This is a genomic window from Citrobacter sp. Cu231 (genome assembly GCF_030332265.1).
In the GTDB taxonomy this organism is placed as follows: Bacteria; Pseudomonadota; Gammaproteobacteria; order Enterobacterales; family Enterobacteriaceae; genus Citrobacter; species Citrobacter meridianamericanus.
Genome location: NZ_JAOWIE010000032.1, coordinates 195,579 through 208,886 on the forward strand (window position 1 = coordinate 195,579; position 13,308 = coordinate 208,886).

General features: G+C 49.8%; 13 protein-coding genes and 6 tRNA genes. 9 read left to right on the forward strand and 10 right to left on the reverse strand.

The genetic code is table 11. The features are described from left to right. Window positions 1-60: 60 nt before the first annotated feature. Entirely contained in the window at window positions 61-987 is a 927-nt protein-coding gene (locus tag OGY15_RS07420; protein ID WP_151217589.1) for a LysR family transcriptional regulator, read from the forward strand. A gap of 25 nt (window positions 988-1,012) precedes the next feature. Here the strand turns inward: OGY15_RS07420 and OGY15_RS07425 are convergent, their stop codons facing one another. Next, the gene (locus OGY15_RS07425; RefSeq protein ID WP_151224063.1) at window positions 1,013-1,774 is read right to left on the reverse strand and encodes a nucleoside-specific channel-forming Tsx family protein; all 762 of its coding nucleotides are present in this window, start codon (window positions 1,772-1,774) and stop codon (window positions 1,013-1,015) included. 253 nt (window positions 1,775-2,027) lie between these two features. On the opposite strand from OGY15_RS07425, the gene xapA reads away from it, so the two are divergent. Genes xapA through OGY15_RS07445 form a run of 4 tightly spaced genes read left to right on the forward strand, consistent with a single transcriptional unit; the run spans window position 2,028 to window position 5,326 of the window. Further along, entirely contained in the window at window positions 2,028-2,861 is an 834-nt protein-coding gene (gene xapA, locus OGY15_RS07430) for a xanthosine phosphorylase (protein ID WP_151217587.1), read from the forward strand. Between the two features lie 56 nt (window positions 2,862-2,917). Then, window positions 2,918-4,174: a nucleoside permease gene (locus tag OGY15_RS07435; RefSeq protein ID WP_151217586.1), complete on the forward strand. Its 1,257-nt coding sequence runs from the start codon at window positions 2,918-2,920 to the stop codon at window positions 4,172-4,174. Between the two features lie 57 nt (window positions 4,175-4,231). Continuing rightward, window positions 4,232-4,390, forward strand: coding sequence for a XapX domain-containing protein (locus OGY15_RS07440; protein WP_003847305.1), 159 nt, complete (start codon window positions 4,232-4,234; stop codon window positions 4,388-4,390). 51 nt (window positions 4,391-4,441) lie between these two features. Continuing rightward, window positions 4,442-5,326, forward strand: a complete 885-nt coding sequence (locus OGY15_RS07445) for a LysR family transcriptional regulator (RefSeq protein ID WP_151224104.1) — start codon at window positions 4,442-4,444, stop codon at window positions 5,324-5,326. A 149-nt stretch (window positions 5,327-5,475) separates the two neighbouring features. Here the strand turns inward: OGY15_RS07445 and OGY15_RS07450 are convergent. The 4 genes from OGY15_RS07450 to OGY15_RS07465 form a co-directional block, all read right to left on the reverse strand. Next, window positions 5,476-5,551: transfer RNA gene (locus tag OGY15_RS07450), tRNA-Lys, on the reverse strand. A 4-nt stretch (window positions 5,552-5,555) separates the two neighbouring features. Next, window positions 5,556-5,631 (reverse strand) — tRNA-Val (locus tag OGY15_RS07455). 47 nt (window positions 5,632-5,678) lie between these two features. Beyond that, a tRNA-Val gene (locus OGY15_RS07460) sits at window positions 5,679-5,754 on the reverse strand. A 46-nt stretch (window positions 5,755-5,800) separates the two neighbouring features. Continuing rightward, window positions 5,801-5,876 (reverse strand) — tRNA-Val (locus tag OGY15_RS07465). Window positions 5,877-6,134: 258 nt separating this feature from the next. Here OGY15_RS07465 and gltX point away from each other — a divergent pair. Continuing rightward, on the forward strand, window positions 6,135-7,550 hold the full coding sequence (gene gltX / locus OGY15_RS07470; RefSeq protein ID WP_286538888.1) for a glutamate--tRNA ligase: 1,416 nt from the start codon (window positions 6,135-6,137) through the stop codon (window positions 7,548-7,550). Window positions 7,551-7,608: 58 nt separating this feature from the next. Here the strand turns inward: gltX and OGY15_RS07475 are convergent, their stop codons facing one another. Together OGY15_RS07475 and OGY15_RS07480 are read right to left on the reverse strand one after the other, a co-directional pair. Continuing rightward, window positions 7,609-8,001 (reverse strand): MerR family transcriptional regulator, encoded by a 393-nt coding sequence (locus tag OGY15_RS07475; protein ID WP_151217581.1) that lies wholly within the window; start codon window positions 7,999-8,001, stop codon window positions 7,609-7,611. Window position 8,002: 1 nt separating this feature from the next. Continuing rightward, window positions 8,003-8,365 (reverse strand): YfeC-like transcriptional regulator, encoded by a 363-nt coding sequence (locus OGY15_RS07480; RefSeq protein ID WP_006683575.1) that lies wholly within the window; start codon window positions 8,363-8,365, stop codon window positions 8,003-8,005. A 221-nt stretch (window positions 8,366-8,586) separates the two neighbouring features. On the opposite strand from OGY15_RS07480, the gene OGY15_RS07485 reads away from it, so the two are divergent. Both OGY15_RS07485 and OGY15_RS07490 read left to right on the forward strand, forming a co-directional pair. After that, window positions 8,587-8,662 (forward strand) — tRNA-Ala (locus OGY15_RS07485). 42 nt (window positions 8,663-8,704) lie between these two features. Next, window positions 8,705-8,780: transfer RNA gene (locus tag OGY15_RS07490), tRNA-Ala, on the forward strand. A gap of 143 nt (window positions 8,781-8,923) precedes the next feature. Here the strand turns inward: OGY15_RS07490 and nupC are convergent. Then, the gene (nupC, locus tag OGY15_RS07495) at window positions 8,924-10,126 is read right to left on the reverse strand and encodes a nucleoside permease NupC (RefSeq protein ID WP_151217579.1); all 1,203 of its coding nucleotides are present in this window, start codon (window positions 10,124-10,126) and stop codon (window positions 8,924-8,926) included. A 272-nt stretch (window positions 10,127-10,398) separates the two neighbouring features. Here nupC and OGY15_RS07500 point away from each other — a divergent pair, with 272 nt between their 5' ends. Further along, on the forward strand, window positions 10,399-11,709 hold the full coding sequence (locus tag OGY15_RS07500) for an Nramp family divalent metal transporter (protein WP_255587896.1): 1,311 nt from the start codon (window positions 10,399-10,401) through the stop codon (window positions 11,707-11,709). A gap of 32 nt (window positions 11,710-11,741) precedes the next feature. Here OGY15_RS07500 and ypeC read toward each other — a convergent pair whose 3' ends face one another. Both ypeC and mgrA read right to left on the reverse strand, forming a co-directional pair. Beyond that, window positions 11,742-12,068 (reverse strand): DUF2502 domain-containing protein YpeC, encoded by a 327-nt coding sequence (gene ypeC, locus OGY15_RS07505; RefSeq protein WP_137384261.1) that lies wholly within the window; start codon window positions 12,066-12,068, stop codon window positions 11,742-11,744. A 137-nt stretch (window positions 12,069-12,205) separates the two neighbouring features. Then, complete coding sequence (gene mgrA / locus OGY15_RS07510; RefSeq protein WP_151217575.1) at window positions 12,206-13,195, reverse strand: L-glyceraldehyde 3-phosphate reductase; 990 nt, start codon at window positions 13,193-13,195, stop codon at window positions 12,206-12,208. Window positions 13,196-13,308: the final 113 nt, after the last annotated feature.

Below are 13,308 nucleotides of genomic sequence, written 5' to 3' on the forward strand. Positions count from 1 at the left end.
TTGCGTTTTTCCGTTTGAGAAATAAAATTGATTTATTGCATCCATATATGAATCGAATAGATGAATTACTCTCTGCGTCAGTTGCGTATCTTTGTCACCGTTGCCCAGGCCAAAAGTTTTAGCCGGGCGGGGGATATTATTGGCTTAAGCCAGTCGGCGGTCAGCCATAGCGTTAAAGAGCTTGAAGCTCAGACGGGGGTGCGCTTATTGGACAGAACGACGCGGGAAGTGGTGCTGACGGAAGCCGGACACCAGCTGGCGACGCGGCTGGAACGTATTCTGGATGAGCTGCACAGCACGCTGCGCGAAGCCGGTCAGGTGGGAACGCAGTTAACCGGTACAGTACGGGTTGCCGCCAGCCAGACAATCTCTGCTCACCTTATTCCGCAGTGTATTGCCCAGAGCAATCAGCTTTATCCGGCAATCGATTTTGTGCTGCATGACCGGCCACAGCAGTGGGTACTGGAGAGTATTCGCCAGGGAGAAGTAGATTTTGGTATTGTGATTGATCCCGGGGCAGTGACCGATCTGCAATGTGAAGCCGTACTGTCCGAACCGTTCCTGCTGCTGTGTCGCCAGGATCATCCGTTGGCCCAACGTGAGTGGGTAAACTGGCAGGATTTGTACCACGAACGTCTGGTGTTACAGGATTACGCTTCCGGCAGTCGACCGCTGATCGATGCGGCGCTGGCCCATTTCTCCATTGATGCCAATATTGTTCAGGAGATTGGTCATCCCGCCACGCTGTTCCCAATGGTTGAAGCGGGGATTGGCATCAGCGTGCTGCCCGCGCTGGCGCTCCCCTTACCGCAGGGGAGTCATCTGCAGGTTAAGCGCCTGACGCCGGTTGTTGAACGGCAGCTGATGCTGGCTCGACGTAAAAACCGCTCTTTATCAACCGCGGCTCAGGCGCTGTGGGATGTGGTGCGTATGCAGGCCAGTGCATTAACCGCCGGTCGTGCCCGCGATCCGCTGTATCAGATTTAATTATCTGTCCGACTGGGTTAATGTGTTAGAACAAGTATTTAAGAGAATAAATAATACCATCCTGCAGGAATGATTCTCCCAGTTTATTATCTGCGTAACGATACTGAATACCTGCGGTAAGATGCGGCGTCGCATTCCACCAGAAAGCGACTGCGCCGTTGATTCCGTCCTTACCGCCATTACCTGCCGCGTAGGTTTCATTGCGGTCAAATTCGTATTCGTTCCAGTTCGTTACGCTGAATTTCTCGCTGCCGAGCGAGAAGCTATATCCGGCCACCCAGCCTATTACATAACCATTATCCCCAGTATAATATGTCTGATCGGTATAACGTTTGGCAAAGAAGGGCTTAAACCAATACCCATTGCCTGTGAAATTATAACCTAACCCATAGAGAAACATATCATCATGGAAGTTAGCACGATTCGGCGAACCATAAGTTCCGTAAGCATGGAGATAGAGGTTTAACCCTGTATCACCAAGATAGATACGGTTGGTATTTTTGAAAGTGTAACGCTGTTCGCTGCCGGGTTTAGCGTGACGGCCATTGTAGAAATTCTCCCAATCGAAGAAGCCGTACATTTCTCCCCAGCTAAAGTTCGCTCCGCCTTCAAGCTCCAGATACCCAAAGTCATCTTTGTGTGATTTTTTACTGGTTTTTTCTGTAGTCTCTGATGTCCAGTCGAGATAATGCAGGCCGATATCGGCAAATCCACTTTTATATTCCGCATGGGATAGTGCGGGAATAATGAGTAAAGATGAGAGTGTCAGAGTAAAGAATTTTTTCATAGCATATTTCCCTATGCCAATAGTTATTAACAGGTTAATTAAAAAAGTGATTTATAAAAATATAAACAGCATATTGTTAAGATAAAGAGTAGATAACTACCAATACTGTTTTGCCTCTTTATTAATACAGAAGCGATCTAAATCCATCGATATCAAATGACTATTGATAGCACGTGAAAAGTGTATTGGTCAGCACAGGTCGAAGGTCGTTATAAAAAGGAGTCAAATTTAAACCGATAGAACAAGGATACTTATGTCTCACGCTCTTTTTTCTCATAATCCTGAGTATTGTGTTGATATTATTCGTGCATATGCACCGGAATTTACCCCGCGAATCGCGTTTATTTTGGGTTCTGGCCTGGGTGCGCTGGCGGAGCAAATTGAGAATGCGGTCGCCATCTCCTATGAAAAACTTCCCGGTTTTCCTGTGAGTACCGTTCACGGTCATGCTGGAGAACTGGTACTCGGTCATCTGGCGGGTGTTCCTGTTGCTTGTATGAAAGGGCGTGGGCATTTTTATGAAGGCCGGGGTATGACGGTTATGACTGACGCCATTCGCACCCTGAAATTGCTGGGTTGTGAAGTATTGTTCTGTACAAATGCGGCAGGATCACTGCGTCCTGAAGTTGGCCCAGGAAGTCTGGTGGCGTTGTGCGATCACATTAACACTATGCCGGGTACGCCGATGGTTGGAGCGAATGATGAGCGTTTTGGCGATCGCTTTTTCTCGCTGGCAAATGCTTACGATGCAGATTACCGCGCCATTCTTCAGGTCGTTGCGGCAGAGGAGGGATTCCCCCTCACCGAAGGCGTATTTGTTTCTTATCCGGGTCCGAACTTCGAAACTGCGGCAGAAATACGCATGATGCAGATTATTGGCGGCGATGTGGTCGGAATGTCAGTGGTGCCGGAAGTTATTACCGCACGTCATTGTGGTCTCAAGGTCGTTGCCGTCTCTGCGATCACCAATCTGGCGGAAGGGTTAGGAGATGTAAAACTGTCCCATGCTCAGACGCTGGCTGCGGCTGAGCTGTCCCGTCAGAACTTTATTAATCTGATTTGCGGTTTTTTACGCAAATTAGCCTAAACACACAATAACAAAGGCTCCTTTTGGGAGCCTTACCTCACGGCAAGGAATAAAAAATGGGTATTACGTCCCGCTTAAAAATCATGTCGTTTTTGCAATATTTTATCTGGGGTAGCTGGCTGGTTACCCTGGGTTCTTACATGATTAACACCCTGGATTTTACCGGCGCGAATGTGGGTATGGTCTACAGCTCGAAAGGGCTTGCCGCGATTATTATGCCGGGAATTATGGGGATCATCGCCGATAAGTGGCTGCGTGCCGAGCGCGCTTATATGCTGTGCCACCTGGTGTGTGCTGGCGTGTTGCTGTACGCCACAACCGTTACCGATCCACAGACCATGTTCTGGGTAATGTTGGTTAATGCGATGGCGTATATGCCGACAATTGCGCTATCGAACAGCGTCTCATATTCATGCCTTGCACAATCGGGTCAGGATCCGGTCACTGCGTTCCCGCCAATTCGTGTGTTTGGCACGATAGGTTTTATTGTTGCGATGTGGACGGTCAGCTTAATGGGACTGGAGCTGAGCAGCGCGCAGCTGTATATCGCTTCAGGCGCATCGCTGCTGCTGGCTCTGTATGCGCTGACGTTGCCAAAAATACCGGTTGCGGAGAAAAAAGCGTCCGCCACGCTTGCCAGTAAACTGGGGCTGGATGCGTTTGTGCTGTTTAAAAATCCGCGCATGGCAATTTTCTTTTTGTTTGCCATGATGCTGGGGGCGGTGCTGCAAATCACCAACGTCTTTGGCAATCCGTTCCTGCATGATTTTGCCCGTAACCCTGAGTTTGCCAACAGCTTTGTGGTGAAATATCCCTCCATTTTGCTGTCAGTTTCGCAGATGGCGGAAGTGGGTTTTATCCTCACTATTCCATTCTTCCTGAAACGCTTTGGCATTAAAACAGTGATGCTGATGAGTATGCTGGCGTGGACGCTGCGCTTTGGCTTCTTTGCCTTTGGCGATCCGTCTCCGTTTGGCTTTGTGCTGCTGCTAATGTCGATGATCGTTTACGGTTGTGCGTTTGATTTCTTCAACATCTCCGGCTCGGTATTTGTCGAGCAGGAAGTTGATTCAAGGATTCGCGCCAGCGCCCAGGGGCTGTTTATGACGATGGTAAATGGCATTGGCGCGTGGGTGGGTTCAATCCTGAGCGGGATGGCGGTGGACTATTTTTCTGTCGATGGCGTCAAGGATTGGCAAACTATCTGGTTGGTGTTTGCTGCTTATGCTTTGGCACTGGCAATTGTTTTTGCGTTGTTCTTTAAATATCAACATCATCCAGAAAAATTGTCGACTAAATCATTGGCTCATTAAAATTATTTAACTGGCGAGGGGATGCTCGCCAGCTCATTTCACAAACAAGGATTTCACGTGAAAGAAATCATTCTATCCTCAGGCATTGGGTTTGGCATTGGGGCATTATTTACTTTATGCCGAATACCTATTCCTGCACCAAATGTTTTACCCGGGGTTTTATCTATTGTGTTTATGTATATTGGGTATCTTGTCGTTAAATCTATTTTTTACTAAGCAATGTGGTAGATTCCAGACGTTATCCCTTATTCCTGGAGTGTAACAGTGATGGAACGAGCTCACCGAATCGATCTGAAGTTATTGCGTTATTTTCTCGCTGTTGCAGAAGAGTTGCATTTTGGCCGGGCTGCTGCCCGGTTAAATATGTCACAACCCCCTCTGAGTATTCATATCAAAGAACTTGAACAGCAACTTGGTACCTTGTTATTTATTCGCCATTCTCGCAGCGTTGCGTTAACTCATGCCGGGAAAATTCTGATGGAGGAGTCGCGTCGTTTGTTAGCCAATGTAAATCAGGCTATGGCGAGAGTGGAGCAGATTGGTCGCGGCGAAGCGGGGCGTATTGAATTGGGTGTGGTTGGTACGGCACTGTGGGGAAGAATGCGTCCCGCAATGCACTATTTTTTGAAAGCAAATCCCAATGTTGAAGTACTGTTTCGCGAAAAATCGCCAGGTATGCAAATGGCGTTATTAGAGCGTCGGGAGCTCGATGCAGGGATATGGCGTATGGCAATTGAACCAACGGTTGGTTTTACCAGCTTACGTCTGCATGAATCTTCATTCATGGTTGCAGTACCGGAAGATCACATTCTGGCCTCCAGGGATTCTGTTCCTCTGGCGGCGCTGCGCAACGAATATTTTGTCACGCTGCCGTCCGTACATTCCGATTGGGGATTTTTGCAACGTGTATGTCAGCAGGCGGGCTTCTCGCCAATGATTATTCGTGAGGTTGTTGAGCCCCAGACAGTGCTGGCAATGATCAGTATGGGAGTCGGGATTACGTTAATGGCTGATGGTTATGCACAAATGAGCTGGCCTGGCGTGGTATTCCGGCCATTAGAGGAACGTATTCCGGCTGATTTGTATATTGTCTATGAACAGCATCAGGCCACGCCAGCGTTAACGAAGTTGATTGATGCTTTGGTCGGGTAAGCAGTGCAGGATGACTCGCTTGCTCGCCCTTCGGGCCGTCACCGTAAACGGCTCCGTTGTTTCGCTGCGCTCAACACCGAACCTGCTGCAGGTTCGAATCTTAAAAATCGCAGATAGCAAAAAGGCGCCTTTAGGGCGCCTTTTTACATTGGTGGGTCGTGCAGGATTCGAACCTGCGACCAATTGATTAAAAGTCAACTGCTCTACCAACTGAGCTAACGACCCGAAGTGGTGGGTGATGACGGGATCGAACCGCCGACCCCCTCCTTGTAAGGGAGGTGCTCTCCCAGCTGAGCTAATCACCCACTTCGGTACTTCAATTTTATCGTAAGAAATCCAGCTGGCGAGAAAGTGGTGGGTGATGACGGGATCGAACCGCCGACCCCCTCCTTGTAAGGGAGGTGCTCTCCCAGCTGAGCTAATCACCCACTTCTCAATTTCTTACTCTACACGGCGGAGACTACATAAAGTAGTTGGTGGGTGATGACGGGTTCGAACCGCCGACCCCCTCCTTGTAAGGGAGGTGCTCTCCCAGCTGAGCTAATCACCCCCGCTGTGTGGAGTCGCATTATAGGGAGAGTTGAAAATGAGTCAACGCATTTTCTAAAGAAATTGTTCGTTCGTCGTAAATTTAAACAAAACGATCGCAAAACAATCCATGTCGCATGATTTGTATACGAAAATGGCAAAGCGTGATGTTCCAACCTGAACACCATTGAGGAATCAGACCACGGTGATAGAATACGAGCCTGATAATCTTCCCTGGATTTGCCGGTTGTCGGCATCTTTATAAACGTAAGGCCATTTCATGAAAATCAAAACTCGCTTCGCGCCAAGCCCGACAGGCTACCTGCACGTCGGCGGTGCGCGTACTGCTCTTTATTCCTGGCTTTTTGCACGCAACCATGGCGGTGAGTTTGTGCTGCGTATTGAAGACACCGATCTCGAACGCTCCACTCCGGAAGCTATTGAAGCCATTATGGATGGCATGAACTGGCTGAATCTGGAATGGGATGAAGGCCCATACTTCCAGACCAAACGTTTTGATCGTTACAACGCGGTTATTGATGAGATGCTGGAAGCGGGTACCGCGTATAAATGCTACTGCTCCAAAGAACGCCTGGACGCGCTGCGTGAAGAGCAGATGGCGAATGGCGAGAAACCGCGTTACGACGGCCGCTGCCGTCATGGGCATGAACATCACGACGCGGATGAGCCTTGCGTGGTGCGTTTTGCCAACCCGCAGGATGGTTCCGTTATTTTTGACGACCAGATCCGTGGGCCGATCGAATTCAGCAACCAGGAGCTGGACGATCTGATCATCCGCCGTACCGACGGTTCCCCGACCTACAACTTCTGCGTGGTGGTTGACGACTGGGATATGGAAATCACCCACGTTATTCGTGGTGAAGACCATATCAACAACACCCCGCGTCAGATTAACATCCTGAAAGCGCTGAACGCACCGGTGCCGGTTTACGCACACGTGTCGATGATTAACGGCGACGACGGTAAAAAACTATCCAAACGTCACGGTGCAGTCAGCGTCATGCAGTATCGCGACGACGGTTATCTGCCGGAAGCGCTGCTGAACTATCTGGTGCGTCTGGGCTGGTCCAGCGGCGATCAGGAAATCTTCACCCGTGAAGAGATGATCAAACTGTTCTCCCTGGGGGCGGTGAGCAAATCTGCGAGCGCGTTCAATACCGAAAAACTGCAGTGGTTGAACCATCACTATATTAATGCGCTGGCGCCAGAATATGTGGCGACACATCTACAATGGCACATTGAGCAGGAAAATATTGATACTCGCGTGGGGCCGCAGCTGTCAGAGCTGGTTAAACTGCTCGGTGAGCGCTGCAAAACGCTGAAAGAGATGGCACAGAGTTGCCGCTATTTCTACGAAGACTTTGCTGAGTTTGATGCTGATGCTGCGAAGAAGCACCTGCGTCCTGTAGCGCGTCAGCCGCTGGAAGTGGTTCGCGACAAGCTGGCTGCGATTAGCGATTGGACGGCAGAAAACGTGCACCACGCGATTCAGGCAACCTCTGATGAGCTGGAAGTGGGGATGGGTAAAGTCGGGATGCCGCTGCGCGTAGCCGTTACCGGTGCGGGTCAGTCCCCGGCGTTAGACGTCACGGTGCATGCGATTGGTAAATCCCGCAGTATTGAGCGCATTAATAAAGCGCTGGCGTTTATTGCTGAGCGTGAAAGCCAGCAGTAAGACCGACTGAACGATGAAACACAACGGCAGGAGCGCATCCTGCCGTTTTTTTTGCCTGTTATTCAGACTCATCAATCCCTAATCTGGCAAGAAAATTGCGAATACCCTCACGTGAGATAAACTGCCATAACTTTTCTTGTTCCGTTGGCGACATGTTGTCCAGTGCGCTGATTATCTGCCGACAGGCGTGACTACGCATAACGTGAGTGTATTCTGCCAGCGGTTCTTCAGCCTGATAAACGTCAGGTACTTTGCGAAAAGCCGGAATATTGAGCAGAAACGTGCGGACGTTGGAGTCGATATGAATCAGTCTTGCACGACCACCTTTAACGCCGGGAAACTTTTCGGTGGTCCAGTTTTGTTCTCTGATCCAGCGATTGACGGTTTGTTTGGCAACCCCGAGACATTCAGCCAGTTCTTCGGTCGTCATTTTGCTGCGTAAATTTTTCATATTATTTGTTTTCGCGGATCCCTAAGCGTTGTAGTAAACCCGTAATGCCTTCACGCAGGATCAGTGACGTAAACATTTTCTGTTCTGACGGCGTCATTTCTTTGGCGAGCCTAATCAGTAGCGCCTCAATAGAGGTATCACCGGATAACGATAAATTGTCTGATAAGCCTTCGGCTGAACGCTCAGCGCTGCGAATGTATTCGCGAACTTGTTCGGTGACGTGAACCAGTCGGGCTTTACCGCCCTGAACGCCAGGTTTAGGTGATGTAGCCCAGCCTTCCTTGCGCACCCATTTATTGATGGTTTGTCGGCTGTATCCGGTCAGATTAGCTAGCTCTTCTGGCGTCATCCGTTCCTTGAACATAACGATTCCCTGAATAGTCGTGGGGTTAATTAGTGGCTCATTTTATAGCACCATTTTAGTAGAAACCGTGACGCGTTTAACTACTGAATGCGAGTTGTTACGCAATGTTCTTCATTTGACTGCTTTTTCAGCGATTGAATTCTATGAGTTAATTTTGCCGTTGACACACGCGAAGGGAATTCATATGATGCCGCCCGTCAACTCGACAAGCTTTACGTAATGGGGCTATAGCTCAGCTGGGAGAGCGCTTGCATGGCATGCAAGAGGTCAGCGGTTCGATCCCGCTTAGCTCCACCAAATTTTATCCCAATAAATTTGGCATATACGTAAAAGCATCGTGGGGCTATAGCTCAGCTGGGAGAGCGCTTGCATGGCATGCAAGAGGTCAGCGGTTCGATCCCGCTTAGCTCCACCAAAATTTAAACCCTCGCTGAAAAGCGGGGGTTTTTTGTTTCTGTATCCTGTCGGTTTTTACCTGGTATCTCCGGTTTGCTGAATAGCAGGCATAAAAAAGCCGGGGAAATTCCCCGGCCTTATCACTACGACGTTGTCTTACGCTTACAGCACCAGTGCTGCGATAGATGCAGACAGTACGCTCACCAGCGTAGAACCGTATACCAGCTTCAGACCAAAGCGGGAAACCACGTTACCTTGCTCTTCGTTCAGACCTTTAATCGCACCGGCGATAATACCGATAGAAGAGAAGTTAGCGAAGGAAACCAGGAACACAGAGATGATGCCTTCAGCGCGTGGAGAGAGCGTAGCGGCGATTTTCTGCAGATCCATCATTGCAACGAATTCGTTAGAAACCAGTTTTGTCGCCATGATACTACCTACCTGCAGCGCTTCGCTGGACGGCACACCCATTACCCATGCAACCGGATAGAAGATGTAACCCAGGATGCCCTGGAAGGAGATGCTGTAGCCAAACCAGCCGGTTACGGTGGCAAACAGGGCGTTCAGGGCAGCGATCAGCGCGATGAAACCAATCAGCATCGCCGCAACGATAATTGCCACTTTGAAACCCGCCAGAATGTATTCACCCAGCATTTCGAAGAAGCTCTGACCTTCGTGCAGGTTAGACATCTGGATGTTTTCTTCGCTGGCATCAACACGGTAAGGGTTGATCAGCGACAACACGATAAAGGTGCTGAACATGTTCAGTACCAGCGCCGCAACAACGTACTTCGGCTCCAGCATGGTCATGTACGCGCCGACGATAGACATGGAAACGGTAGACATCGCCGTTGCAGCCATGGTGTACATACGGTTGCGAGACATTTTGCCGAGAATATCTTTATAGGCGATAAAGTTCTCAGACTGACCCAGGATCAGAGAGCTGACGGCGTTGAAGGATTCCAGCTTGCCCATACCGTTCACTTTGGAAAGCAGGTAACCAATTGCGCGGATGATAACCGGCAGCACACGGATATGCTGAAGGATACCGATCAGGGCGGAGATAAAGACGATAGGGCACAGTACTTTCAGGAAGAAGAATGCCAGGCCTTGATCATTCATGCTACCGAAGACGAAGTTCGTCCCCTCGTTGGCAAAACCGAGCAGTTTTTCGAACATTTCGGAGAAGCCTTTTACGAAGCCCAGGCCGACGTTGGAGTTCAGGAAGAACCACGCCAGTAACACTTCAATAACAAGCAGTTGAATAACATAACGAATGCGAATCTTTTTACGGTCACTGCTTACCAGCAGCGCAAGGATCGCAACAACGGCCAATGCCAATACAAAATGAAGGACGCGGTCCATATTTGCTCCAAATATGAGGCAGGTTTAGTTTTCGTGCACATTCTATGTAACAACCATAAAGAAAACGAGATCAAACACACACTATAGTAAGGACCTGTGACGAGATTCAAAATTAGTGATCGGTGATACACTTCCGTTATGCTTGGTATCTAAGTGAAAAGTTATGTCATTGTGCTAATCTATAACAATAATTAAACATCTTGCCGTTTTTTCCAGAATCCTTATCGATCCATAGACCAACACTATCAGAGAAATCAACTTCACCCATTAAAATGAATTTGATAATCATTCTCAATAGGCGTAGCTTGAAATATAGCAAAGGCTATGTTTCTGAGGCATTAAAAATGACTAACGATCGCGTTGAGAGTAGCAGTGGACGGGCTACGCGCAAGTTGAAGCTCGCATTAATGGGACCTGCGTTCATCGCGGCGATCGGCTATATCGATCCAGGTAACTTTGCTACCAATATCCAGGCTGGGGCCAGCTTTGGTTATAAACTGCTGTGGGTAGTGGTATGGGCAAACCTGATGGCGATGCTGATTCAGGTGCTGTCGGCAAAACTGGGTATTGCCACGGGTAAAAACCTGGCGGAGCAAATTCGCGATCACTATCCCCGCCCGGTGGTGTGGTTCTACTGGGTGCAGGCTGAAATTATCGCCATGGCGACAGACCTTGCTGAATTTATTGGCGCGGCAATTGGCTTCAAGCTGATCCTCGGCGTTTCGTTATTGCAAGGGGCCGTGCTCACCGGTATCGCGACGTTCTTAATTCTGATGCTGCAGCGTCGCGGACAGAAGCCGCTGGAAAAAGTGATTGGCGGCCTGCTGCTGTTTGTGGCTGCTGCTTATATTGTGGAGCTGGTTTTTTCCCAACCGAACTTTGCGCAGCTTAGTAAAGGGATGATTATTCCCAGTCTGCCTAATTCTGAGGCGGTATTCCTCGCCGCTGGCGTGCTGGGCGCGACAATTATGCCGCACGTTATTTATCTGCACTCTTCCTTAACCCAGCATCTGCACGGTGGAACGCGACAACAGCGCTATGCAGCCACAAAATGGGATGTGGCCATCGCCATGACGATTGCTGGATTTGTCAACCTGGCGATGATGGCGACGGCTGCAGCCGCGTTTCACTTTAGTGGACATACCGGTATTGCCGACCTGGATCAGGCGTATCTGACCCTTGAACCGCTGTTAAGTCACGCTGCGGCGACGGTGTTCGGTTTAAGTCTGGTGGCCGCAGGGCTCTCTTCCACTGTGGTCGGTACGCTGGCGGGGCAGGTGGTGATGCAAGGGTTTATCCGCTTTCACATTCCGTTATGGGTTCGCCGGACTGTTACCATGATGCCATCATTTATTGTGATTCTGATGGGATTGGATCCGACGCGTATTCTGGTAATGAGCCAGGTATTGCTCAGTTTCGGTATTGCGCTGGCGCTGGTGCCACTGTTGATCTTTACCAGCGACAGTCAACTGATGGGCGATTTAGTTAACCGCCGGTGGGTGAAACAGCTGGGCTGGGTGATTGTGGTACTGGTGGTGGCACTCAATATCTGGCTGCTGGTGGGAACCGCGCTCGGTTTGTAAAAACAAAAGGGCTTGCAGGCCCTTTTGTTACATTAATGTCGGTGCCCGTGACCGCGTCCACGCCCACGATGGTCATCGCGATCGTTCCAGCCTTCACGATAGCCGCGCTCATAAGCTTTGCGTTTATCCCAACCGCGATGATAGCCATTGTCATGACGCCACCAGCGATTTTTGCGCCACTCATAGTTATGGTGCCAGTAATCCCGGTCGCGCCAGCGTCCGCCATCCCAGTAGTTACCATAATTATCGCGATCGCCAATTTGTAATTTGATCGATGGCAGCAGGGTGATTTCGCCAGCGTTCGCGGCCAGCGGTGTAAAAGCCAATAAGACTGCCGCCAGAATCAGTGACCTGAACATGTTTTCTCTCCTTCACGATCGAGCCGTAGCCGGCCTGTTAATACAATATTACGGGGCAGTAAAGCCCCGTTTCATCGGCTTAACTCCTAAATCGTAAGTGAGAGCACTTTTTGTTAATAAATGTGTCTTTATTTCAATCAACTCAGGATGGCATCAATCTCCGTGCACTCTTCGGGCGTAAAGTGACGATTGGCCAGCATACCGACAGCATCTTCAATTTGCGCCGGTTTACTGGCACCAATCAGCACAGATGTGACGTTGTCATCCCGTAGCACCCACGCGAGCGCCATCTGAGAAAGCTTTTGTCCGCGTCGCTCTGCAATCACATTCAGCGCCCGCACCTTCTCCAGTTTCTCTGGCGTAATCTGATCCGGGTTCAGGAAACGACTGCCGCTTGCCGCACGAGAATCAGCAGGAATACCGTTCAGGTAGCGGTCGGTTAACTGCCCGCCTGCCAGCGGTGAAAAGGCGATACTGCCGACGCCTTTTTCCTGCAACAGCGACAGCAGGCCATCTTCGACCCAACGTTCAAACATGGAGTATTTGGGCTGATGGATAAGACATGGCGTACCTAAATCGTCGAGTATTTCAATCGCCTGCCTGGCAAGGTCTGCCGGGTAATTAGACAACCCGACGTACAACGCTTTACCCTGACGAACGATATGATCCAGCGCACGCATGGTTTCCCGGAGCGGCGTTTCAGGGTCGGGGCGATGGTGGTAAAAGATATCGACATATTCCAGTCCCAGTCGCTTCAGGCTTTGGTCGAGGCTGGCTATCAGGTATTTGCGTGAACCCCAGTCCCCGTAAGGCCCTTCCCACATGGTGTAGCCCGCTTTGGTGGAGATGATTAGCTCATCTCGCCATGGTAAAAAATCTTCCTGCAGGATGCGGCCAAAATTTCGTTCCGCTGAACCCGGCGGCGGACCATAGTTATTTGCCAGATCAAAATGGCTGATCCCAAGGTCGAATGCGCGCTGTAACAACGCCCGGCTATTCTCGACCTGCGTGGTATCACCAAAATTGTGCCACAAACCCAGCGAGACAATCGGCAGTTTAAGGCCGCTGTGCCCGCAACGGCGGTACTCCATTGTCTGGTAACGATTTTCATCAGCCTGATAAGCCATGTAGCCTCCTGTCGGATAACATAAGAGAATCAATGTATACGTTTACACCAGGCGTGTCGCAATGAAATTTTGGGTGAAAACTGTACATCCTGCTTTCCACCCCCTTCACCGCG

What these genes read in the sequence shown, in the direction of transcription:
- OGY15_RS07420 (WP_151217589.1), top strand. Translation starts at nt 61, where the DNA reads ATGAATTACTCTCTGCGTCAGTTGCGTATCTTTGTCACCGTTGCCCAG.
- OGY15_RS07425 (WP_151224063.1), bottom strand. Translation starts at nt 1,774, where the DNA reads ATGAAAAAATTCTTTACTCTGACACTCTCATCTTTACTCATTATTCCC.
- xapA (WP_151217587.1), top strand. Translation starts at nt 2,028, where the DNA reads ATGTCTCACGCTCTTTTTTCTCATAATCCTGAGTATTGTGTTGATATT.
- OGY15_RS07435 (WP_151217586.1), top strand. Translation starts at nt 2,918, where the DNA reads ATGGGTATTACGTCCCGCTTAAAAATCATGTCGTTTTTGCAATATTTT.
- OGY15_RS07445 (WP_151224104.1), top strand. Translation starts at nt 4,442, where the DNA reads ATGGAACGAGCTCACCGAATCGATCTGAAGTTATTGCGTTATTTTCTC.
- gltX (WP_286538888.1), top strand. Translation starts at nt 6,135, where the DNA reads ATGAAAATCAAAACTCGCTTCGCGCCAAGCCCGACAGGCTACCTGCAC.
- OGY15_RS07475 (WP_151217581.1), bottom strand. Translation starts at nt 8,001, where the DNA reads ATGAAAAATTTACGCAGCAAAATGACGACCGAAGAACTGGCTGAATGT.
- OGY15_RS07480 (WP_006683575.1), bottom strand. Translation starts at nt 8,365, where the DNA reads ATGTTCAAGGAACGGATGACGCCAGAAGAGCTAGCTAATCTGACCGGA.
- nupC (WP_151217579.1), bottom strand. Translation starts at nt 10,126, where the DNA reads ATGGACCGCGTCCTTCATTTTGTATTGGCATTGGCCGTTGTTGCGATC.
- OGY15_RS07500 (WP_255587896.1), top strand. Translation starts at nt 10,399, where the DNA reads ATGAATTTGATAATCATTCTCAATAGGCGTAGCTTGAAATATAGCAAA.
- ypeC (WP_137384261.1), bottom strand. Translation starts at nt 12,068, where the DNA reads ATGTTCAGGTCACTGATTCTGGCGGCAGTCTTATTGGCTTTTACACCG.
- mgrA (WP_151217575.1), bottom strand. Translation starts at nt 13,195, where the DNA reads ATGGCTTATCAGGCTGATGAAAATCGTTACCAGACAATGGAGTACCGC.